The sequence below is a fragment of the Terriglobus tenax genome (genome assembly GCF_025685395.1).
Taxonomy (GTDB): domain Bacteria; phylum Acidobacteriota; class Terriglobia; order Terriglobales; family Acidobacteriaceae; genus Terriglobus; species Terriglobus tenax.
This window is the reverse complement of sequence record NZ_JAGSYA010000003.1, coordinates 811,160-832,731: the sequence shown is the minus strand read 5'-3', so window position 1 is coordinate 832,731 and position 21,572 is coordinate 811,160. Positions and strand designations below refer to the sequence as shown.

At 60.4% G+C, this 21,572-nt stretch carries 20 protein-coding genes; 8 read left to right on the top strand and 12 right to left on the bottom strand.

Translation table 11 applies throughout. The features are described from left to right. Window positions 1–45 precede the first annotated feature (45 nt). The 3 genes from OHL13_RS03570 to nrdR are packed head-to-tail and all read left to right on the top strand — an operon-like array spanning window position 46 to window position 2,240. Complete coding sequence (locus OHL13_RS03570; RefSeq protein WP_263408736.1) at window positions 46–723, top strand: lytic transglycosylase domain-containing protein; 678 nt, start codon at window positions 46–48, stop codon at window positions 721–723. Next, window positions 720–1,757: a lysylphosphatidylglycerol synthase transmembrane domain-containing protein gene (locus tag OHL13_RS03565; RefSeq protein ID WP_263408735.1), complete on the top strand. Its 1,038-nt coding sequence runs from the start codon at window positions 720–722 to the stop codon at window positions 1,755–1,757. The genes OHL13_RS03570 and OHL13_RS03565 overlap by 4 nt, the downstream gene beginning before the upstream one ends. 18 nt (window positions 1,758–1,775) lie before the next feature. Further along, complete coding sequence (nrdR, locus tag OHL13_RS03560) at window positions 1,776–2,240, top strand: transcriptional regulator NrdR (protein ID WP_263408734.1); 465 nt, start codon at window positions 1,776–1,778, stop codon at window positions 2,238–2,240. An 81-nt stretch (window positions 2,241–2,321) separates the two neighbouring features. Here the strand turns inward: nrdR and OHL13_RS03555 are convergent, their stop codons facing one another. The 9 genes from OHL13_RS03555 to OHL13_RS03515 all read right to left on the bottom strand — a co-directional run bounded on the left by OHL13_RS03555 (window position 2,322) and on the right by OHL13_RS03515 (window position 11,776). Beyond that, the gene (locus OHL13_RS03555; protein WP_263408733.1) at window positions 2,322–4,760 is read right to left on the bottom strand and encodes a hypothetical protein; all 2,439 of its coding nucleotides are present in this window, start codon (window positions 4,758–4,760) and stop codon (window positions 2,322–2,324) included. A gap of 34 nt (window positions 4,761–4,794) precedes the next feature. Further along, window positions 4,795–5,280, bottom strand: coding sequence for a hypothetical protein (locus OHL13_RS03550; protein WP_263408732.1), 486 nt, complete (start codon window positions 5,278–5,280; stop codon window positions 4,795–4,797). Window positions 5,281–5,291: 11 nt separating this feature from the next. Then, window positions 5,292–5,957, bottom strand: coding sequence for a phosphate signaling complex protein PhoU (gene phoU, locus OHL13_RS03545; RefSeq protein ID WP_263408731.1), 666 nt, complete (start codon window positions 5,955–5,957; stop codon window positions 5,292–5,294). Next, window positions 5,957–6,715, bottom strand: a complete 759-nt coding sequence (gene pstB / locus OHL13_RS03540; RefSeq protein ID WP_263408730.1) for a phosphate ABC transporter ATP-binding protein PstB — start codon at window positions 6,713–6,715, stop codon at window positions 5,957–5,959. Before pstB ends, phoU begins: the two co-directional genes overlap by 1 nt. Continuing rightward, window positions 6,716–7,585, bottom strand: coding sequence for a phosphate ABC transporter permease PstA (pstA, locus tag OHL13_RS03535; RefSeq protein ID WP_263408729.1), 870 nt, complete (start codon window positions 7,583–7,585; stop codon window positions 6,716–6,718). It lies immediately after the preceding gene. A 2-nt stretch (window positions 7,586–7,587) separates the two neighbouring features. Further along, entirely contained in the window at window positions 7,588–8,535 is a 948-nt protein-coding gene (gene pstC, locus OHL13_RS03530) for a phosphate ABC transporter permease subunit PstC (protein ID WP_263408728.1), read from the bottom strand. 130 nt (window positions 8,536–8,665) lie between these two features. Beyond that, on the bottom strand, window positions 8,666–9,715 hold the full coding sequence (gene pstS / locus OHL13_RS03525; protein WP_263408727.1) for a phosphate ABC transporter substrate-binding protein PstS: 1,050 nt from the start codon (window positions 9,713–9,715) through the stop codon (window positions 8,666–8,668). Window positions 9,716–9,719: 4 nt separating this feature from the next. After that, window positions 9,720–11,066 carry a sensor histidine kinase gene (locus OHL13_RS03520; protein WP_263408726.1) on the bottom strand — a complete coding sequence of 449 codons (1,347 nt, stop codon included), beginning with the start codon at window positions 11,064–11,066 and terminating at the stop codon, window positions 9,720–9,722. A gap of 11 nt (window positions 11,067–11,077) precedes the next feature. Next, window positions 11,078–11,776, bottom strand: a complete 699-nt coding sequence (locus tag OHL13_RS03515; RefSeq protein ID WP_263408725.1) for a winged helix-turn-helix domain-containing protein — start codon at window positions 11,774–11,776, stop codon at window positions 11,078–11,080. Between the two features lie 153 nt (window positions 11,777–11,929). Between OHL13_RS03515 and OHL13_RS03510 the strand changes: the two genes are divergently transcribed. The 3 genes from OHL13_RS03510 to OHL13_RS03500 all read left to right on the top strand — a co-directional run bounded on the left by OHL13_RS03510 (window position 11,930) and on the right by OHL13_RS03500 (window position 14,978). Further along, on the top strand, window positions 11,930–12,331 hold the full coding sequence (locus tag OHL13_RS03510; protein ID WP_263408724.1) for a response regulator: 402 nt from the start codon (window positions 11,930–11,932) through the stop codon (window positions 12,329–12,331). Continuing rightward, window positions 12,328–14,106, top strand: a complete 1,779-nt coding sequence (locus tag OHL13_RS03505; protein WP_263408723.1) for an ATP-binding protein — start codon at window positions 12,328–12,330, stop codon at window positions 14,104–14,106. Before OHL13_RS03510 ends, OHL13_RS03505 begins: the two co-directional genes overlap by 4 nt. 134 nt (window positions 14,107–14,240) lie before the next feature. Continuing rightward, window positions 14,241–14,978 (top strand): TIGR03435 family protein, encoded by a 738-nt coding sequence (locus OHL13_RS03500; protein WP_263408722.1) that lies wholly within the window; start codon window positions 14,241–14,243, stop codon window positions 14,976–14,978. Window positions 14,979–15,004: 26 nt separating this feature from the next. Here the strand turns inward: OHL13_RS03500 and OHL13_RS03495 are convergent, their stop codons facing one another. Together OHL13_RS03495 and hemW are read right to left on the bottom strand one after the other, a co-directional pair. After that, window positions 15,005–16,042 carry a threonine aldolase family protein gene (locus OHL13_RS03495; protein ID WP_263408721.1) on the bottom strand — a complete coding sequence of 346 codons (1,038 nt, stop codon included), beginning with the start codon at window positions 16,040–16,042 and terminating at the stop codon, window positions 15,005–15,007. Window positions 16,043–16,055: 13 nt separating this feature from the next. Continuing rightward, entirely contained in the window at window positions 16,056–17,207 is a 1,152-nt protein-coding gene (gene hemW, locus OHL13_RS03490; protein ID WP_263408720.1) for a radical SAM family heme chaperone HemW, read from the bottom strand. A 161-nt stretch (window positions 17,208–17,368) separates the two neighbouring features. On the opposite strand from hemW, the gene OHL13_RS03485 reads away from it, so the two are divergent. Together OHL13_RS03485 and OHL13_RS03480 are read left to right on the top strand one after the other, a co-directional pair. Continuing rightward, window positions 17,369–19,321 carry an ABC transporter ATP-binding protein gene (locus OHL13_RS03485; protein ID WP_263408719.1) on the top strand — a complete coding sequence of 651 codons (1,953 nt, stop codon included), beginning with the start codon at window positions 17,369–17,371 and terminating at the stop codon, window positions 19,319–19,321. A gap of 271 nt (window positions 19,322–19,592) precedes the next feature. After that, entirely contained in the window at window positions 19,593–20,696 is a 1,104-nt protein-coding gene (locus OHL13_RS03480; RefSeq protein ID WP_263408718.1) for a DUF4272 domain-containing protein, read from the top strand. A 56-nt stretch (window positions 20,697–20,752) separates the two neighbouring features. Here the strand turns inward: OHL13_RS03480 and OHL13_RS03475 are convergent, their stop codons facing one another. Beyond that, window positions 20,753–21,499, bottom strand: coding sequence for a TIGR03435 family protein (locus OHL13_RS03475; RefSeq protein WP_263408717.1), 747 nt, complete (start codon window positions 21,497–21,499; stop codon window positions 20,753–20,755). Window positions 21,500–21,572: the final 73 nt, after the last annotated feature.

The following is a 21,572-nucleotide window of genomic DNA, read 5'->3' as shown; positions in this document are numbered from 1 at the left end:
TTTACAAAACGGCGTTTTGCATGGAAATCCGGTACGCTTAAGGCAGTGTTGTTCCGCGCCCTAAGTCTCTGTCTGCTCAGCGCAACGGCCTTTGCCGCCGAGCACATCACCCTGCGTAATGGCTTCACGCTGGACTGTGTCCGCCGCGAGATCGCGGAGACCGGCCGCGTGCGCCTGTTCACCAGCGAGCAGAGCTATATCGAGGTCGAGCCCAATGCCATTGTCCAGGCTGAGTTCTTCGAGCCCGCGGCACCGTCTATTCCTGCTGAGAAGACACCGGTGACCAACAATATCCAACCCACCGCCGCCGAGCTGCGGCAGATTCTAACGACTGCAGGCGCGGCGCACCGTGTGGACGCCGACCTGCTTGCCGCCGTTGTCCGCGCCGAAAGCAACAACCGGCCAACGGCGGTCTCCCGCGCCGGAGCGCAGGGGCTGATGCAGCTGATGCCCGGCACCGCGCGCGAACTGGGCGTGCAGGACAGCTTCCGCCCCAGCGACAACGTCAACGGCGGTTCCGCCTACCTGGACACCCTGTTGACCCGCTACCACGACAACATGGCGATGGCCCTGGCCGCCTACAACGCCGGCCCCGGCGCCGTGGACCGCTACCACGGCATACCTCCCTATCGTGAGACACGTGCCTACGTGGCAAGAGTCATCCGCGAGTTCAACCGGCGCAAGCTGGAAGCCCAGAACAACATCACGGCGCAGGCTCAATGAAGGACAAAAAAACTCCTCTCGCACTGGCGGTCATCGCCATTCTTGCGGTGCTGGTCTTCGTCTTCCGCTCGAAGATCCACTTTGATTTCGCGCTCTTCGTGCGCCAGCTCGGTCTGATCGACTATCGCCACATCGCAGCCGGCTGCGGCCTGATCTGGGCCACCTACCTGTGCCGCTCCTGGCGCTGGAGCATCCTTCTCAAAAAGATCCGCAAGGTCTCCCCACTCTCGCTCACTGGCTCGCAGTTTATTGGCTTTACCGCCGTTGCAATCTTCGGCCGCCTGGCGGACCTGTCGCGGCCCTACATCGTGGCCAAGCGCACACGCACCCAGATCGCTCCGCAGATCGCCATCTACACGCTGGAACGCATGTTCGACCTGGGCGCTGCGGCCATGGTCTTCTCCACCGCCCTGCTCTTCCTTCCCCGCGACATGCCCAACCGCGGCATCTTTCTCCGCGTCGGAGCCTTCTCCCTGGCTGCAACGCTGGCTATCGCCATCTTCGCCATTGCCATCCGGCTTGCCGGTCCGGCACTGGCGGCCCTGGCCCGCGCCATTCTTGGCAAGCTTTCCGACGGCCTGGGCGAAGCTGTCGCGCATAAAATCCTCGGCTTCCGCGAGGGCATGATGGCCATTCCCAGCCTCAGCTCACTGGTGGTCACCGTACTGATCTCGCTGCTGATGTGGACGATGATCGCCGGGGCCTATCTGCAGACCGCGCATGCCTTTGTGCAGACGCCGGAACTGGCCACGCTGAGCTTTGCCAGCATCATGCTGCTGATGGCCGCATCGCTGGGTGGATCCCTGCTGCAGCTTCCCATCATCGGCTGGTTTACGCAGATTGCCGCCACCGCCGCGGCCATGCAGGCCATCTACAAAGCACCGATTGAGGCCGCCACGGCCTGCGGCGCCCTGCTGCTGATCGTCACCTCGCTCAGCATCATCCTGCCTGGTCTGGTCTTCGCACGCATCGAGCATGTCTCCATCGGCAAGGTGGCCGAGGAGAGTGAGCATGTGGCCGAAGCCTCCGCTTGATAGAATCGAGCTATTCCAATGAAGTGCCCCTACTGCGGATTTACGCAAGACAAAGTCGTTGACTCCCGCGAAAGCAAAGAAGCCGACTCGATTCGTCGCCGTCGCGAGTGTGAACGTTGCAATAAGCGCTTTACCACCTACGAGCGCATCGACGAAATTCCTTACATGGTCGTCAAGAAAGACGGCCGCCGCGAGAAGTTCGATCGCCAGAAGGTCCTCTCCGGCATTCTGCGCGCCTGCGAAAAGCGTCCCGTTCCCGCCGCCAAGCTGGAACGCATTGTCGATGAGACGGAAGCCTACGTGGTGGACTCACCCGAACGCGAGCGCAGCACCGCCGAGGTGGGCGCACTGATCATGGCACGCCTGAAGGAACTGGACACGGTTGCCTACATCCGCTTCGCCAGCGTCTACCGCGACTTCACCGACGTACGAGAGTTCAAGGAAGAACTCGAGCAGCTTCTACTTCACCGCGAAAAGCGGTAGCGATCATGCAGATACGACAGAGGGCATGGCCATCGCCATGCCCTCTGTCTTTTTGTTTGAGATGACAAGACTGTCCGCGTGCTAGAACTCCGGCGTAACCGGCAGAGCCACGGCGTTCACGCTCTCGGCATCATCCAGCAGCTTCACAAACAGCACCGTTCCATACGGACGCGGCACCTCAAGCTGGCTGTCGCCAAAGCCCGGAGGCACTTCCTTCGCGTTGTCGAACTTGCTGGTCGCCGCAACTGACTTCAGCAGGTACAGGTTGCTGCCTACCAGGTGGCAAGGCTTACTTTCGTCCACCGGGCAGCGTATCTCCTTCAACTGCGGCGTCCGTACCAGCGTGGCCAGCGGCTGCCAGTCGCCCTGCGCTCCGTCGGCGCCTACAGGACGGAACTGCAGCTTGCCGAAGGCCGAAGCTCCCAGCGACTTCGACGGATCAAAATTAGCAATAGCCGTCGAAGCATCCTGCAGCACCAGTGTGCCGTCGTCAAAGCTCAGCATCGTCTTCAGTGAGCCATCCAGCGTTGCAACCTCAATCTTCTGGTTGCGCGGGAAGCTGCCGTTGGCCTTCAGGAAGAAGGTCAGCTTGTCTGACAGCGGCAGGTCGTCCTTGTTGGAAAGCCGCAGCGATGGCGCGCCGCCGTTCGGCGCGGTGACATGCTTGTTGACCAGCGTGACCGTGGGACGAGCCTCAAGAACCGTCGCCGGAACATCGACTGTGCGACCGTCCTTCAGATGGGCATGCGCGGTGGATGTCGTGCCTGCCTTCAACTCAGGAGCCTTCGCATCCTTCTGCAGGCCCAGGTTCAGAATGCGCCCGGGGTCACCGCTCGGGGTGAAGATCACACCGTTCATCTCCACCGACTGCACCTGGTCCAGCGAGGTGCCTTCCACGATGGCAGTCGAGTCGCCCGCATGAATCTTGAAAGCGGAAAGCTTCGCGGCCTCAGTGTAGGCCTTGGTCTCCACCTGCTCGGGCTGCTGTTCGCCGAACTGTGCCACTTCCAGGCGAAGATCACCGGGGTTCACATCCTTCAGTAGCGCCCTGGCAACAAGCTGCCGCGGCTTCTCATCAGGATGGAAGTCGGCGTTGATCCTCTTCGGACCGCTGGCAACCTGCACCTTCTCCACGCATCCTACGCCGCTTGAGGCCAGCGTAAAGGTATCCTCGCGGCCCACAATCACGGCGCCCTCTGAGACCAGCTTCCAGCCCTTGCCGGGCTCGTTCTGCAGCTTCAGCGTGGGACCTTCAAAGGGATCAAAACCCCACTGTCCGCGAATCGTTCCCGTCAGCCCGTCCGTCGCGTCAGGAGCGCTCTTCTCCGCCACAGGAGCGGCTTCCATCGCGTGGCGTCCTTCTGCAGCGGAGGTCAACACCAGTCCACCTTTAGAAGCATCGGCCACCAGGGGAATGTCCTTACCTTCGGCCGAGTTCACATGCAGCACCATGTCATGCGCCAGCGCTGTCGAAAAGACCAGAGGTGCGTTCTGCACATTCAGCACCACCTCCGGCTTCAACATGCAGGTCACTTCCTTGGGATTGACCGGCTGCAGTGGAGGCAGCTTCGCCTCCTGGATGGCCGGCAGCGCAATCACGATTACCGACTTTGGATTATGGAACGACGGCGCCGCATTCAAACGCAGATTGAAGTGTTCCGCATCCGGAAAGGCCACGGCCGGAATGTACTGGTACTGCGCCGTGTGCAGGTTGGTCAGCAGCTTGGTCAGGTCGACCACGGCGCCCACATAGGCGCTGTAGGCTCCGCCGCCCATGGGCGCTGTAGAAGCCGCTGCCGCTGCCAGATCGGCGCCACCGTTGTTGGCGACTTCGGTCACAATGCTGGCTCCATGGCCGTCATCGAGAACGGTCTGGTTCCCCGTCTGCGTCAGGCATACCACCTGCTGATCCACCGCCTGCTTGAAGCAATCGGCATTGGGCTTCAGCGCCAGCGTGCGTGCCAGCTTCTCCGAGTGGTCTGAGAGCACCTTCGCGTCATTGGTCTGCGGAATCTGCCGCATTCCACCCAGGTAACGCTCAATCCGTGCCTGCTCAAAGCCAAGCTCGGTCAGGTCCTGCGAGGCGCGCACAAAGGTGCCCGGCCTTCCCTTTACCGCCGACTTCAACGTGCTGTAGTCGCCGCCCGTCTCCGGGGCCAGGAACAGCAGCGCCTGCTGTGCATCTTTCGGCACGGTGACAAACACGCCCTCGGCCTTCACCTTCTTGTTCCAGCTCTCAATCTTTATGAACCACTCATCCGGCGGCGGATTGGTCGTGCCGCGCAGGAAGGCCGCAATCAGGAGCAGGTGAACGGACTGCGTTTCCGGCAGGTCAGGGTGCAGCCACAGGCGATCGCCCGGCTGCAGGTTCGCCACCTGCGCAATGGGCAGCGTGCGGTTACCGCGGGTCACACGGATATCCACCTTCGGCCCGGTCAGATCAAAGCGCGCGGGGTCGGCCTGGACCGCAGAGGCGGCACAGAGTGAGGCCAGGGAGAGAAGTCGTACAAGCTTGCTCATGCTGTTTCCTTAGAGTTATCAGGAGGGCCGTTGGTTATCCGGCCTGTAAACGGCGCGCTGCCTTGGGACATAGAATCAAGGGGATAGCACCGAAAATACCGAAGCTGCAGTCGATCAGCCGGTGATACAGCGGGATCTGCCGCAGAGGACCGGCAATCAGCGCCAGCGGCAGCACACCGGCACACGCGATCAGTCCCCAGGTAAAAAGCCACTGGTTACGCACCGGGTCGATATACGCTCCGACGAAAGCCACGGCGATAACCAGGTGCCCGAAGGCCAGCCAGTCTGTGCCATACGCCAGGAAAGGATACTGCGCATCGGTTGCAGCCAGCGCAAGACTGACGCGATGGATCCATGCGGCAAATGGAAGCCCATGATCCATGAAGACACCGTCAAGCCAGCGAAGTTCCGCAACGAGAGGAAAGGCCGTCACGCCGCTAAGGACAAGTCCGGCAATAAACACGACCGTCCAGACGCGGATGCGCCGCAGAAGCCGGTCGCGTTGGGCAGAATCAAGCACTGATGACGATGTTAGCTGGCGAAGGAGCCCTTATGGCGCACATCCGCGCCATGCACCCAGAAGATCACGTCCTCGGCAACGTTGGTCGCATGGTCGCCCACGCGCTCCAGGTTGCGCGAGATGATCAGGGCATTCAGCGCCTGTGGTGTCAGCTCCGGCTGCCGCTTGATCAGGTTGCTCAGGGCAGTAAAGGCCGCATCGTTCATCGCATCCACTTCGTCGTCCATCGCCAGCACGCTGCGCGCCAGCTCCGCATCGCCCTCAATGAAGGCTTGCAGCGCCTTGCGCACCATGGCCGAGGCCAGCGATGCCGCGCGAGGAATATCTACCGGCAGATCGACGTTCGAATACGCGCCCATCTCGCGCACGCGCACGGCGATGTTCACAGCCTGATCGCCGACGCGCTCCAGGTCGGCATTGATGCGAATGACCGAGATGATGAAGCGCAGGTCGATGGCCATGGGCTGTTCCATCGCCAGCAGATCCAGAGCCGCCTGGTCGATCTCGCGCTCCAGGCGATTAATCGCCGGCTCGGACTTGAAGACCAGTTCGCAGATCTCAAGATCACGCGTGCGATACGCCTCAATGGAACGCTGGATGGCCTGTTCCGCCATACCCGCCATCACCAGCAGCTTTTCCTTCAACTCGTCGAGACTTTGATGAAACCGTATGCGCATCAGCCGAACCTGCCCGTAATGTAATCTTCGGTCCGTTTATCGCTCGGGTTTGTAAAGATTTTGTGAGTCGAATCGAACTCGACAAGATGCCCGCTCAAAAAGAAGCCTGTCTTCTCCGCCACACGTGCTGCCTGCTGCATGTTGTGCGTCACGATGACGATGGTGTACTCGTCCTTGAGCTGGAAGATCAGGTCTTCAATCTTCGAGGTTGATACCGGGTCAAGCGCCGAAGCCGGCTCGTCCATCAGCAGGACTTCGGGATCCACGGCGATGGCACGCGCAATGCAAAGACGCTGCTGTTGTCCGCCGGAGAGCGAGGCCCCACTCTTGGACTTGAGATGGTCTTTCACTTCGTCCCACAATGCTGCCTGGCGCAGGCTGCGCTCCACCACCTCATCCAGCACGCGCTTGTTGCGGAAGCCGTTCAGCTTCAGGCCGCTGGCCACGTTGTCGTAGATCGACATGGTTGGAAATGGATTGGGGCGTTGAAACACCATGCCGATGCGGCGGCGAATCTCCACCGGCGACGCATCGTTGTAGATGTCCACGCCACCTACGCGCACAGTGCCTTCCGCGCGGGCAACGGGGTTGGTCTCATGCATGCGGTTCAGGCAGCGCACAAACGTCGACTTGCCACAGCCCGACGGCCCGATCAGCGCCGTCGCCGAGTTGGCGGGGATCTTCAGGTTGATGCCCTTCAGCGTGTGGTTCTGTCCATACCACGCATGCAGGTCTTCGACTTCAATACCAACGCCCACTCAATGCCCTCCCTTGAGCATGCCACGCCCGGTCACCACACGGACCAGCGTGACTGAGACCATGATCATCACAATCAATACCAGCGCGCCAGCCCATGCCAGCCGGTGCCACTCGTCGTAGGGGGAGACGGCATAGACAAAAATCTGCAGCGGCAGCGCGGCAATCGGCTCATTCAGGCTGCTGGGCCAGAACTGGTTGCCAAAGGCAGTAAACAGCAGCGGAGCCGTCTCACCGGCGATACGCGCAAAGGCCAGCATGCAGCCGGTGATAATGCCCGGGGAAGCCGTCTTCAGGCTGACCGTCATCACCGTGCGCCATTTGGGAATACCAAGCCCCAGCGCTGCCTCGCGAATTGCATTGGGCACCGTCGCCAGCATCTCTTCGGTGGTGCGTGTCACCGTCGGCACCATCATGATGGCCAGCGCCACGCCCGCGGCCAGTGCCGAGAAGTGCTTCTGCGGCACAACAATCAGCGAATAGGCCGCAATGCCCATCACGATGGACGGCACGCCGTTCAATACATCGGCTGTAAAGCGGATCATGTTGGCCAGCGGCCGGTCACCGCCGTACTCGTACAGGTAAATCCCTGCTCCAATGCCCACCGGAATTCCGATGAGGCTGGCCAGCGACAGAATGATGCCCGAACCCGCAATGGAGTTCGCCATGCCGCCGCCTGCCTCGCCCACGGGCCGCGGAAGGTGCGTGAAGAAGGCCACGTTCAGCGAACGCACGCCCTGGAACAGCAGGTACACCAGGATGGCGAACAGCGGTGCGATCACCAGGATGGTGCTCAGCACCGCCAGCCCGGTAAACAGGTGGTTGGCAATCTGCCGGCGGCCAACGTTGATGCGCGAGGGGCGATGAGGCATGGTTAGACCGCCCTCGCCGTGTTGCCGCGCGTGACCATGAACACCAGAAGGCGTGCAATGGCATTCACCACGATGGTGACCAGGAACAGCGCCAGGCCAATCTCAATCAGAGCGCTCAGGTACAGATCACCGGTCGCTTCCGTAAACTCGTTCGCAATCACTGAGGCCAGCGTATACGCCGGCGAAAACAGGCTCTTCGGAATCGCGGCGTGGTTCCCGATCACCATGGTGACGGCCATCGTCTCGCCCAGTGCACGGCCCAGGCCGAGAATCACCGCGCCCACAATGCCGATGCGCGCGTTGCGCAGAACGCCGATGCGGACCATCTCCCAACGCGTCGCGCCCAGCGCCAGCACGCCCTCACGCTGCGTGTTCGGCACAGCTTTCATGACGTCCCGCGCGATGGAAGAGATAACCGGAAGAACCATGATGGCTAGGATGATGCTGGAGGTCAGCAGCCCGATCCCGAAGTTCGGTCCGCGAAACAGGCCCGTCCAGCCGAAGAAGGTTTTGAGGAACGGCCCCACGCTGCGCCGCATGATGGGCACCAGCACGAAGATGGCCCACAGGCCATATACCACCGAAGGAATCGCCGCCAGAAGCTCCGTCAGGAAGGCGATGGGTGCACGCAGGGCGCGCGGGCACATCTCATTGATGAAGATGGCCACACCCAGCGCCAGCGGAACGGCGATCAGCAGAGACAGGAAGGCCGAGGCCAGCGTTCCCCAGATAAACGGAACAGCGCCAAAGCTGCCACGGACGGGATCCCAGTCCGACTGCAGGAAGAACTTGAAGCCAAACTCGTGCAGGCTGAGTCGCGAACGCAGGATCAGGATGCCAAGAATGAGCGCGACAATGGCGAAGATGCTCAGGGCGCAGCCCAGCATCAGGGCCGCAAAGGTGCGGTCAGCCACGGCGCCGCTGCCGCGCTGCTCCAGAAAGCGGCGCACCTCAGAGGTTGCTCGCGTTCTCTCCATCCCTGATTCGCGTGTCGTCACCCTGTCGTTGGTCCCTCTCTAGAGTATCTGGAATGCGTGTGAACGCGGAATGAACAGATTGATCCGCAAGGAGTTGCAGGCGTTATTTCACTCTCGCAATCGTGGCTTTCAGACGCTCGGCCACGGGTGCGGGCAACGGAGCGTAGCCCATCGCAGCCGCCTGCGGTTCCCCGTCGGAAAGCATCCACAACAGGAAGTCATGAAGCTGTTTCCCCTTGGCCGGGTTCGCCGAGGTCTCCGGGATCAGCAGCCAGGTAAAGGAGCATATGGGATAGCTGGATGTGCCCCCTGCATTCGCCAGCGAGACACGGAAGTCGTCTGGGATGGTTGCAGCCTGAGCCTCCGCCGCCGCGGTCACCGCCGCCGGGCTCGCCTTGATCCACTGCCCTGCCCCATTGCGAACCAGGCCAAAGGTCATCTTGTTCTGCATGGCATAGACCAACTCCACGTAGCCAAACGAAAAAGGAGCCTCGCGCACCATGCCGGCAACGCCTTCGTTTCCCTTCTGCCCAATGCCCGCCGGCCACTTCACGGAGGTCGACTTCCCCACACTCTGCGCCCAGATGGGGCTTACCTTGGACAGGTAGTCGGTAAAGATGAAGGTCGTGCCTGATCCATCCGAGCGGTAGACCGGCAGAATTTCCTCGTGCGGAAACTTCACACCCGGGTTCTCGGCGGCGAGCCGAGGATCATCCCAGAAGGTGATATCGCCCAGGTAGATTCCGGCGATGACCTCCGGTGCAAACCGAATCTCCGCCTGGATTCCAGGCAGGTTGTAGACCGGCACCACCGCACCCAGCACGGTAGGAATATGCAGCAGCTTCTGCTGCGACTGCTTCAACTGCGCGTCCGACATGGGTCCATCGGAGGCGCCGAAGTCGACGATGCCCTGCGAGACCTGGCGGATGCCGCCGCCGGACCCAATGGGCTGGTAGTTGACGCGCACCTCCGGGTGCACGCGGCCATACTCGGCAAACCACTTTGAATAAATAGGGTTCGGAAAGCTGGCGCCGGCGCCGTTGATGGTCATCACGCCGGGGTCAGCGGCAACACCGGGCTTTTGCGGCGATTTGCAACCGGCCAGCAAGGCAAACGAGAGCAGGATGGGCACGACAGGGCGCACGAGTTTCACCCTATCATCCCTGCACCACTGGCAAAGTGAACGCGAAGGTGCTTCCCTGCCCCATGCGGCTCTCCACCCAGATTTTGCCGCCGTGCTGCACGACGATATGGCGCGCAATGGCCAGCCCCAGGCCGGTACCGCCCGTCTCACGCGAACGTGCCTTGTCCACGCGGTAAAACCGCTCAAAGATACGCTCATGGTGTTCGGAAGCGATACCCGCGCCGTAATCCCGTACCCGGAACTGGGCATACGCGCCTTTGATCTCAACCGAGACCTCAATACGCGCCGGCTCTCCCGTCGTGGGGCGACCGTACTTGGTCGCATTCTCGATCAGGTTTGAAAGCACCTGCGTGATGGCATCGCCATCGGCCAATACTTTCACCGTATCCAGCGTGCCCATGTCCAGCTTCGCTCCGGCATCGCGCGCAATGCCGCGAACGGAGGCCACTGCATCCCGCACCAGCTTGTCGGCCAGTACCGCGGAGGGATGGATCGGGTTCTCGCCGCTCTCCACACGCGCCAGCACCAGCAGATCTTCGGTCAGCCGCGTCATACGGGTGGCATTCTTCAGGATCGTCTCCAGGAACTCCCGCGATTGCGGCGACAGGTTGCGCTCGAAGTCCAGCAGCGTCTCCACGTAGCCGGAGATGGAGGTCAGCGGCGTCCGCAGTTCGTGGCTTACATTGGCGATAAACTCGCGCTGCGTGCGCTCCACCTGCTCGATACGCGTCAGGTCATGCAGTACAGCCACAGCGCCGCCGCCGGGGATGGGACCTGCGTTCACTTCAAAGATACGTCCCGGCTTCAGCGAGGTAGAACGCCGCTGTGTCTGCAGACCGTCATCGAGAGCAACCTGCAGGCACAGTAGAACCTCAGGATCGCGGATGGTATGCACGATGGCCTGCCCATGGCGGACAGCGCCTTCCAGCTCGCGCCGCATCGGCTCATTGGCCCACTGAATCCGCCCGGCTGAGTCCACCGCCACCACCAGGTCCTGCATGGAGTCCAGCACTGCGGCCAGCTTGGCGCGTTCTTCTTCAACAGCCGCAATCTGGGCGCGAATCTTCTGCCGTGCCACGTCAAAGGCAGGCCAAAGGTCTTCAAAGTCGCCCAGTTGCTGACGGGTCTCCTGCTGCTCCGGAGTCACGGCGAGGATAGCCTGCCGCAAACCGGAAGCATCGCGCCGCAGAGCGCCGTTGATCAACGCTATGGCAACAAAGGCGATGCCCAGCATAATGGCGGCCAGCGTGGCAAAGCGCAGCCACACGGGCGAACCCGACAGGGCCCATCCGGCGCCGAACGCTGCCAGTGCCGTAACAATGCACAACAGCACAACAATCCCGGTGAGCGTCTGCTTCAATGGGTCTTCCTCTAGGCGGTCTTCGGCATCTCGAAACGATAGCCCGCGCCGCGCATGGTCTTAAGGTAACGCGGGTTCTCCGGGTCAGCCTCAATCTTTTCGCGGATACGGCGGACATACACGTCCACCGAGCGCGGCGTGACGAAGCGCGCATCGCCCCAGACAGCATCCAGAAGCTGATCACGTGTAAACACACGTCCCGGGTGCCGTGCCAGGTAATCCAGCAGGCGGAACTCCGTAGCCGTGGTGGTCTGCAGATGCCCGCCGACCTTCAACTGCATGGCCGCCTGGTCAATCTCAATGTTGTCAAAGGCCACGATGCTGGGCGCGGTAGGACGCTCAAAGCGGCGCAGCACGGCCTTTACACGGGCCAGCAGCTCGCGCGTGCCAAAGGGCTTGGTGATGTAGTCATCCGCACCCAGTTCCAGGCCAAGCACGCGATCGTTTTCGCTGGCGCGCGCCGTCAGAAAGATGATGGGAATCGTCGAAAGAACGGGGTTGGAACGCAGACGGCGGCAAAGATCAAGGCCGTCGCCGCCGGGCACCATAATGTCCAGCAGGAAGAGGGCCGGGGGCTGCCGCTCTGCGTCGGTGGCCACATTGGTGGCCGCGGTGAAGGTGCGGACGACAAAGCCCGACGCTTCAAGGTGGTACTGTACCAGCCGCTGGATATCGAGATCGTCTTCCAGCAGGAAAATCGTCTGGCTCACAGAGTTCCTCTCTCCTGTGTTCGGCCTTAGGCTATCGCACTCCGCTGCCGGGAATGCAAAAAGAATGTGAATCCGGGAATGCGATCTGTTGATTCCGAACGGATTAACGCACCTTCCATGCGCGGATAGTGTAGTTTGCACACAGGGCCAAGCATGCAGAACCCTTCTTTAATTCTGTGCGTTGACGACGAAGCCGTAGGGCTTCGCATCCGACGCATGTTGCTCGAACGTGCCGGATATCGCGTGCTCTGCGCGCAGGATGGTCCCTCCGGCCTGGAGATGCTGGCCGCTCATCCCGTTGAAGCGGTGGTGCTCGATTACTCCATGCCGGGCATGGATGGCGACGAGGTCGCTCGCCGGATGCGCGCCATGCGCCCCAACCTGCCGATTTTGTTACTCTCTGCCTATGTTGGTCTGCCTCCTGAGGCAACCTCGGATGTTTCGCTGTACATGACAAAAGGTGAAGGAGCGCCGGCTCTGCTGGCAAACCTGAAACTCCTTTTTCAGACCCCGTTCCCGGATCGTCATTCGCTTGAGGATGGTCAGCAACCGTGAAGCTCCAAGAGTTCCGCAAGCTTTTACTTATCACCTTCCTGCTACCGATTGCGGCATTGCTGGCCGTCAGCGCGGTTCTTTATTGGCAGATTCATCTGGCCAACCTCGCGGTAGAACAGGTGCAGGAGGTCGATGAAGATCTCAAGCTCATCGGACAGACCCAGAAGCTCATTCTCGACCAGGAGACCGGCCTCCGCGGATTTCAGATCACCGGCGATGAGCGCTTTCTTGCCCCCTATCGGAATCACCAGGAACCCGTCCTTAACAACCTGATGCGCTATGAAAGCCACGCAGCGACGGAAGGTAATACGGAATTTCTGGAACGCATCCGCGGCCTGCGTGTGGCTTACCTGCAGTGGAAGCAGGGCTTTGCAGATAACGAAATCCAGTTGTTGCGGGCCGGCAAAGCTGATCGCGGCGCCGAGAGCAACATGCGCGGCAAATTGGCGATGGACGACATTCGCCGCCGCATCGGCCAGATCCTGGTCGCCGAAGAGCGGGAACGGGAGCAGAAGGTGACCGCCTGGCACAACCAGCTCCGCATTACGCGGATCTATCTCCTGGGTCTGGCCCTCATCGTCGGTCTTGCGATTGCGCTGTACACGCGCCGCCAGTTGCACCGTGTCTCCGTCAGCTTCCAGGCCTCCCTGCTGGCCGTACAGGAACGCGCGGACCAACTGTTTGATTCCGAGCAGAGGCTGCGGACAACACTGGTCTCCATCGGCGACGGCGTCATTGTCACAGACGCGGACGGACGCGTGACCATGTTGAACCCCATCGCCTCCGACCTGACGGGATGGACGATCGATGAAGCCTTTGGCCGCCCTATCGAACAGGTCTTCGACATCGTCAACGAGGAGTCTCGCCTGCCGGTGGAAAACCCGGTCGCCAAGGTCAAGCGGCTGGATCGCGTCGTTGGCCTGGCCAACCATACCATTCTGCTGCGCCGGGATGGCGGTGAAATCAACATTGACGACTCCGGCGCTCCCATCCGTGACGTAGACGGAAAGCTGGTCGGCGTGGTCATGGTCTTCCGCGATGTAACCCACGAGAAACAGACCCAGCGCGCCCTGATCTCCAATGAACGTCTGGCGGTAGCAGGACGGCTGGCCGCCACCATCGCGCATGAAATCCACAACCCGCTGGACTCGGTGGCAAACATTGTTTACCTGCTGCGCACCGGTTCATACGGAGATGAAGAGCGCGCCCACCTGCTGGAGCTGGCGGACCAGGAGCTGTCACGCGTCACGCAGATCAGCCGCGCCATGCTCTCGCTCTACCGCGAATCGCGCACCCCTGTGCCTATCGAGCTGCGAGAGACACTCAACGACCTGCTGGCACTGATGGCTCACAACATCCACCGCGCCCAGGTTACCCTCAAACAGGACTTCCCCACCGATGTAACCGTGGAAGGCTACCCCGCCGAGCTGCGGCAGGTCTTCACCAACCTGATCACGAACGCCTATGAAGCCGCAGGCCGCGGAGGCTTCCTGCACCTCACGCTTACTGCTCTGAAAGACGGCGCACAGATCACGCTGCTCAACAGCGGCCCGGCGGTCAGCCCGCAGATCCAGGAGAAACTCTTCCAGCCCTTTGTCTCCACCAAGGGGGAGAAAGGCACCGGCCTTGGCCTGTGGGTCAGCCGCGGCATCCTGAGCAAGCATGGCGGTAGCATCACACTCCAAAGCCCCGCCCTGCCTGACGGAAGCGGCGTTAGGGTAACAGTCACCCTGCCCGCCAAATTCGTGGCCGATGTAGATGAGCCGGAAGCCTAATCGCCCAGGGAACTGCAGCACAGCTTTGGCCGTATGAAAGATCAAAAAACGCGCCTTTCCGGAGATTCAAGATGCGTCATGATCGACTCAACCGTCGCCTGCCTCTTCTCTTACTCGCATTTGCGTCTGCCTCCGTGCATGCGCAGCAGGATACGCACACCGCGCTCCAGAATCAGCCAACCGGGATCACCGAGGCGTCCATTGAGGTTTCCGTGGTGAAGCTTCACCCAGCCACGGTGCAACACAATAATTTCAGCTTCTCCAAAAACCGCTTCGATCTCGAGGACCAGCCGATACAGAAGCTGATCGCTTTTGCATATTCTTTGAACGCACGCCAGATTGTGAACGCCCCGGAATGGGCTTCAGAAGACCACTATGACATCAGCGGTATAAGCACATTGACCGAGGACGCAACTCTTCCTCAACAGCAGCAGTTACTGCGCCAGCTCCTGAAAGAACGTTTCGGACTGCAATTTCACCGGGAAAAACGCGAGATGTCCGCCTACGCTCTGCAGGTAGTCAAGGATCAGCCAAAGCTGATGCCTGCAGCGGATGCTGACGCGCAGCCACTTGAATGGAGCCAAGGACATGGCTGGGAGCGCACGGAAAACTTCCGGAGTAGTTCCATGGCAGACTTTGTCGTCTACAAGCAACTCTTCCTTGATCGCCCACTGGTCGACCAGACCGGTCTGCAGGGACGCTACGACTTCAAGCTGACCTACTCTTACGGCAACGCACCCAGCCCCGATCCAGATGCTGCCCCCACCATGTTTACCGCACTGAAGGAGCAGCTCGGGCTCAGGTTCGAACCGGTCAAAACAGCAATCGACACTTTTGTTATCGACCGCATCGAACGGCCCACGCCCAATTAGCCGGGAGCTGTTCCAACACCGCGACCTTACGCGCCCAACTCCTCCACAATCACCTTCGCCGCCGTCTCGCACTGCGCGCGCGTCACATCGTTATGCGTTACCAGGCGCACGGCATGGGGCCCAATCGCACTCATGCGAATGCCCTTCGCGCCCAAACGGTTCACCAGCCCTGCCGCATCGCCCTGGTTTTTCAACCGGAAGATCACGATGTTGGTCTGCACGCCCGCAAGATCGATCTCCGCAGCCGGAGAAGCCGCAATGGCCTCCGCCAGCAGGCGGGCATTGGCATGGTCCTCGGCCAGACGCTTGGACATCTCTTCCAGTGCGATCAAACCCGCTGCCGCCAGAACACCGGCCTGGCGCATGCCTCCGCCCAGCGTCTTACGGATCACCCGCGCGCGCTCAATGGAAGCCTTGCTGCCCACCAGCATGGAACCCACCGGAGCGCACAGCCCCTTCGACAGGCAGAACATCACCGTGTCAAAGCCGCTGGTCAGGCGAGAGACCGACACACCCAGCGCCGTGGCCGCGTTGAAGACACGGGCTCCGTCCAGATGCGTGGGAACGCCGTTCTCCTTCGCTCCTGCCCAAATTTCTTCATACACATCGAGAGGAGTCACCGTTCCGCCCGCCATATTGTGCGAGTTCTCGAGCTCGATCAGACCAGTGCGGGCGCGATAGTAGGCGGCTGTATCGAGGGTGATTTTCTCGCGGATCTGCGCCCAGGTCAGGATGCCGCGGTCGCCGTAGACCGTGCGCGGAATGGTGCCCGCGACCGAGCACATCGAACCCATCTCCCAGTCGAGAATGTGCGCTCGCGACTCGCAGATAACCTCCTGCCCCGGCCTGGCATGCACCATGATGCCGGTCAGGTTCCCCATGGAACCGGTAGGGACAAAGATGGCGGCTTCCTTGCCGAAGACCTGCGCCGCGCGCGCTTCCAGCTTGTTGATGGTGGGGTCTTCCCCGTAGACATCGTCGCCAACCTCGGCGGTGGCCATGGCCTGGCGCATGGCGGCTGTGGGCTTGGTCAGGGTGTCGCTGCGAAGCTCGATGATCTCCATGAGAGGTATTGTCTCAGGCCGTCGCGGTCAGCAGTTCCGTGAAGACGTCGTTCGACAGCAGACGCCCCTTCGCCGTCAACGCGGCCCGGCCATCGGCGATCCGGATCAGCCCATCCTTGGATAACTCCTCAAGAGCCTTAATAACCGGGTGGGAGGTGTGGCCACCAAGCACTGCCAGTTCAATCCCCTCATTCAGCCGCAATCCCAGGAAGATTCGCTCTTCAAACGCTTCGTCCGCCGAAACCTCTTCCGGTTCCGGCCCCGGCTTACCCTCCAGGTACTCCGTCAGGTTATCGGTATTCTGGAAGCGCCAGTTCCCGAGCATGGAGTGGGCGTCGAGTCCCAGGCCTAAATACGGTAAGCGCTTCCAGTACTTGAGGTTGTGGCGCGATTCGTGGCCGGGACGGGCGAGGTTGGAGATCTCGTACTGTGGGATGCCGTTCTGACCGAAGAACTCGCAGGCTTGCAGGTACATGTCGGCCACAAGACCGTCGTCCGGCACGTGGTGGGCGTGGTAGCGGACGCCGCCGGCTATCAACTCCTTGCCCAGGCGCGACTCCTCATCCACCTCCAGCATGTAGACGCTGGTATGCGGAACTCCTGTTCCAACAGCTACTTGCAGCGATTCCTGAAAGCTTTCTAACGTCTGGTGCGGAAGCCCGGCGATCAGGTCGACATTGATCTCTTCGATCCCCGCGGAGCGTAACCGGGCAATCTCCTCCAAACAGACTTCCCGTGTGTGGAAGCGGCCGACGGCGCGGGATTCCTGGTCGATGAAGGACTGTACGCCCAGGCTGACGCGGTTCAGACCGTGGCGCTGCAGCTCGGCCAGGGTCTCGTCCGAAAGCTGTCCGGGAGCGCATTCCAGGGTGAATTCCGCATCGTTTTGGAGCGAAAAGGTGCGCTTAAAGGCGTCAAAAATGCGCTTAAAGTGCGCTTCTGACAACAGACTCGGAGTACCTCCGCCGAAATAGATGGAATCCACGTGCCACTTATTGGCAACGCCCATCCTCTCCGCCCTTTCGGGCGCGGCGGCGATCTCCTGGCACAGGCGGTCGACGTAGGCGTCCATACGCGCGGGGCCGAAGGCATCGGAGGCGAAGTTGCAGTAGCTGCACTTGGCGCGGCAAAACGGGACCGAGATGTAGACACCGGTTGAGGTCACATCTCTATTCTTTCATTTAATCCTTGTCCTCTTGGAAATGCAGGTCTCTCCACTCCGCTCCGCTGCGGTCGAGATGACAATTGTCCTGGCTGGAATAGAAGGCGTGATGCGCGCAAAGTACGCATCGGGAGCGGTGCGCAGCGCATCTACAATTTATCCAAATGGCCGACAACGATCAGGACAAGAAGAAAAAGAAGCCGGTGCACGACGACGACCCGGCGGGCAAAGCGTTTGACTCACGCCTGATGCGGAGGCTGCTGACCTATCTGAGGCCGTACACGGGGCATGCGTTGATCTCCGCCCTTGCGATCCTGCTGAAGGCAGGCGCGGACGTTGCCGGACCCTACCTGGTGAAGGTGGGCGTGGACAACTACATGGCCCACGAGCCAGGCCACAAAGCGGCGTGGATTGTCCGCTACCTGAGCACGGACCCGATTCTCGGTATTACCCAGCTTGCGGGCATCTACCTGGTTGCCCTGCTGCTGACCTATGGACTTGAGTTCCTGCAGACCTATCTGATGCAGTGGACCGGCCAGCGCATCATGTTCGACATGCGCAGCCAGATATTCCGCCACCTGCAGAAGATGGATGTCAGCTTCTACGACCACAACCCGGTGGGCCGGCTGGTAACGCGTGCGACCAGCGACGTGGACGCGCTGAATGAGATGTTCACCTCCGGCGTGCTGGCCATTTTTGAAGACATCTTCGTGCTGCTGTTCATCGTCATGATGATGGTGCAGATGAGTCCGCTGCTGGCGCTGATCACCCTGTCGGTGATTCCGGCGATTTTTTACTGTACGAAGCTGTTCCGCGATCACGTGCGGTCCAGCTACCGCAGGCAGAGAGCGGCAACAGCGCATATCAACTCGTTCACGCAGGAGTATGTCTCCGGCATGAGCGTGGTGCAGATGTTCAACCGCGAGCGGCGCGCCTTCCGCGACTTCTCCAACGTCAACAAGGAAAACAAGGACGCATGGACGGACGCGATCTTCGCCTATGCGCTGTACTACCCGGCGGTCGAACTGCTGTCCGCCACGGCCATAGCCCTGGTCATCTGGCGCGGCGGCGCCAGTGTTCTGTCGGGCACGGTCACCATCGGCGTGCTGATCGCCTTTATGCAGTATGCGCAGCGATTCTTCCGGCCGATCCAGGACCTGAGCGAGAAGTACAACATCCTGCAGTCGGCCATGGCGGCCAGCGAGCGCATCTTCAAGCTGCTGGACACAGCTCCCCAGATTGAGTCCCCTGCGCAGCCGATTGCCGGCGACCAGACGGGTACGGTGGAGTTCCGCAATGTGTGGTTCACCTACCAGAAACTGACTGAGGCACAGCAGGTCTTTGTCTCCTCCGCCAGCGAGGAAGAGCTTGCCGCGGACACTCAGATTGAGTGGATTCTGAAGGGCGTTTCGTTTGTGATTGCCACCGACGAGACCGCAGCCATCGTTGGCCACACCGGGGCGGGCAAGACGACCATTACCAGCCTGATGATGCGCTTCTACGACGTGCAGCGCGGTGAGGTGCTGGTGGACGGTGTCGACGTGCGTCTGCAGGATTTGAACCGGCTGCGCCGCCGCTTTGGCGTGGTGCTGCAGGACCCGTTCCTGTTCACCGGCACCATCGCGCAGAACATCCGCCTGGGCAGCGACTGGATTACCGACGAGCAGCTGCAGGCGGCGGTGGAGGATGTGAACCTCGGCGGCTTCATCCGCCAGCTTCCTGGCGGGTTGCAGGAGCCGGTGACGGAACGCGGCGCAACCTTCTCCACCGGGCAGAAGCAGTTGATTTCGTTTGCACGCGCGCTGGCGCACAAGCCTGGCATTTTGATTCTGGATGAAGCGACGAGTTCGGTGGATACCGAGACCGAGCTGCTAGTACGTTCAGCCGTCGACCGCATGATTACGGGGCGGACGTCGGTGATGATTGCGCACCGGTTGTCGACGATCCAGAAGGCGGACACCATCCTGGTGATGCATAAGGGGCACCTGCATGAGCAGGGCACGCATCAGCAATTGCTCGCGCAGCGTGGCTTGTACTGGAAGCTGTATCAGCTGCAGTACAAGGACCAGGAGGTTGTGGGTGCGGGTGCTGGGGAGACGCAGCCGTTGACGGCGTAAAACACCGGCTCACCATGAACCGGTGTGCCCTATATCTCGATTCTGAGATGTGGGTTTGCAGGATGTTCTATGGAAATTCCCACATCTGGCGATGAGGCTGCCAGATATGGGGCACCCAGTGTCTTCAACACCGTGTCATTTTTGTGTCGGCTATACTTCCTCTTCACCCATGCGACGCTCCATATTCTTGCTCATCTCAGGACTTTCGGGCACAGCTCTACTGATTGCTGCGATCTCTGTCTATTTGCTCCACGATGTTGATCAGGAGCAAATGAGCCATTTGAATGCCGCCTTCGCTGGCCTGTTCCTTGAGAGCGTCCTGTTCGGTCTCATTATTGGCGGACTAACCGGGCTTCTTGTTTTGCTGGGAAGGTTTTTTCTCCGCCGAACCAGCCATTCTCCTCGCGCAATGCTGGCGCTTTCTCTCGGCATTGGGGTTGCCTTGATTCAGTATCCATGGGATTTCACCATAAGAAAGGCCTTCCCAAAATTCGCGGATTTGTCACTTGGGGGTTATCTCATCGCTGCAACTGTTTTCTGTGCAGCAGTTCTACTTCGTGACATTCTTTCGCAGTCAAATGACGCTCATGTGCCCTACTTCTCACAAGGAACTCCAAACGCAGGCGCGGTGATGAAGCGTGCCATTATTCTGAAGGCCATTTATGCCGCAGGTCTCGTCGTTCCTCCGATGGATGTTCTGCAGGAGATGATGGCGCAATGGAGTGCTGAAGAGAGCGAGCAGTTCAAGAAAGATATCGGCGAATTCACGCAGCCCATTGTCGAACAGCTCAAAAGCTCAGACCTGTGGCGTGATGTGGAAGCAGGCGAGAGAGCGTTTCTGCAGGGCGGCCTTTCATCAGAGAACGATCAGGCACGGATTGACGCAAGCTGGCTGGCCGAATCGATTGCATGCCTGCTGTGGGCGCTGCAGATGATTCCATCGTTACCGCCCTATGATCAGGAGACCGGCAGCGATCTTGTACAGGAGTTCAAAGCAGCCTCGATTCAAGAGGCCGTCAATCGTGCGCAACTCCGCCCCAAAGACGAGATCGAGAAGCAGAGAAATCTTGCTGAATTATGGCACTGGCGGGCGCGGACTCGGCGTCTTCAGGAAGAAGGAAAGCTTGACGGTCAGTACAGTGGTCTCACGATTGCGCAGATCATCGCAATGACGGCATCGAAAGCTGCGGATAAAGGCGATATTGGGCAGCCAATCAATGGAGACTTCCCTGCTTTAGGAAAGAGCTATGGTGAACTTACTTCGGATGAGTTCGCCGTAATGACCTCCATCGCACAGGAGCGGCACAAGGCTTTCAACTGGCTTTGTGGGCGCTCAAAGAGCGGGTTGTGGGCGGATACGCCGACAGATACATAGAGATGGTGGTTCGTCCCACATCTGGCGATGAGGCTGCCAGATATGGGGCACCCGCTTTAGTTCTGTGTTGGTGGGGTTGCGGTGTCAATGACCAGCACATCGGTCTGCGTGCGAGTCGCCTGCAGTTTCAGCCCCAGTTGTTCCTGCACCGCGGTAAAGAGAGCCGGAGCCGGGTTCGGTTCCGTGGGGCGGAGCATGTCCGGCGTCCACAACAGCTCAAAGTCAAAGCGGCCTGAGAGGCTGGTCTGGTCGACTACAGGTTTGTCGACCATCAGCTGCATGGTCTGGGCGAAGTCCGTCATGCTGGCGTTGGTGAATTTCATATACTGCTGTGAGCCGATGCCGTGGCCGGACTGGTCACTGGGCGCGTCGGGGTCGCTGGTGCTCTTCTTGAACTTCGGTCCGTCCTTCGCAAGGGTGAGGGTGTAGACGGAGAGCTCGCGTTTGTCCTGGTGCATCTGGATACCGAAGCGGCTGGAGAGCAGCTTCTTCAGCATGCCGCGGTACTGACGCCAGCTGGGTGCACCTTCCACGTCGGGGACGCCTTCGATGTCCCAGCGCTGTTCGTCGAACCATTTGGGGGCGTTGATGACCTGGCTCTTCTGGATGGAGTAGGCGAAGCAGATAATGCCGGTCATGTTATTGGCTTCTATCTGCAGCCGACGGCCCTTCAGCCGGAAGCCCTGGTTGTGGTCGGCGGGGTCGGAGGGCTTGATGGTGGCGACCTCGAAGTCAGGGTCGGCGGTGGCGGCCATCTTCTTCAGCGGCTCGGATGGGTTTTCCTGCGCGTGAGCTGCGTGCATACCGGCTGGCAGCAGCGATAGAAACAGAGTTGCTCGTAACAAAGCAGGCATGGGCTCTCTACGGCTGGCGGGT